The sequence below is a fragment of the Psychromonas sp. Urea-02u-13 genome, from assembly GCF_002835995.1.
In the GTDB taxonomy this organism is placed as follows: domain Bacteria; phylum Pseudomonadota; class Gammaproteobacteria; order Enterobacterales; family Psychromonadaceae; genus Psychromonas.
In genome coordinates this window covers 1-548 of record NZ_PJBZ01000252.1, presented here as the reverse complement: position 1 = coordinate 548, position 548 = coordinate 1, and the positions used below count along the sequence as shown (strand labels likewise).

At 39.4% G+C, this 548-nt stretch carries 1 protein-coding gene; it reads left to right on the top strand.

What is annotated here, in order from left to right:
- Window positions 1–548 (top strand): ISAs1 family transposase (locus CXF74_RS21655; protein WP_157822530.1); only part of this gene is annotated, 548 nt, incomplete at both ends.

Here is a 548-nt window from a genome sequence, read left to right as displayed (position 1 = left end):
CATGCTTGATATAGAAAATAGTATTATCACCCTTGATGCAATGGGCTGTCAGAAAGAGATAGCAAAGCAAATCATAGATCAAAAAGCTGATTATATTCTTGCACTTAAAGGAAATCATTCAGGCATGCGTAAGGAACTAAAAGCTTGGTGGCATAAGCTTCAACGAGAAGGCTTTACAGAAGAAAACTATGACGAATATACACAAACAGATAGCGGGCATGGGCGAATAGAAACGCGAACCTGCCGACAAGTACTCATTAATAAAAAATGGTTAGATAAGAAATACCAATGGACTGGTCTCAATAGCATTATTGAAGTGAAATCAGATGTACATGAAAAATCGTCGGGAAAAGAGACAACAGAGACACGTTGGTATATTAGCTCATTAAGGCTAGATGCCGAACAAAGCCAGTATGCAGTGCGTAATCATTGGCAAGTTGAAAGCATGCACTGGATGTTAGATATGACATTTAGAGAAGATGAATCTAGGATCCGGAAAGGTCGAGGTGCGCTTGCTTTTAACGTAATGAGGAAAATAGCGATGGGAC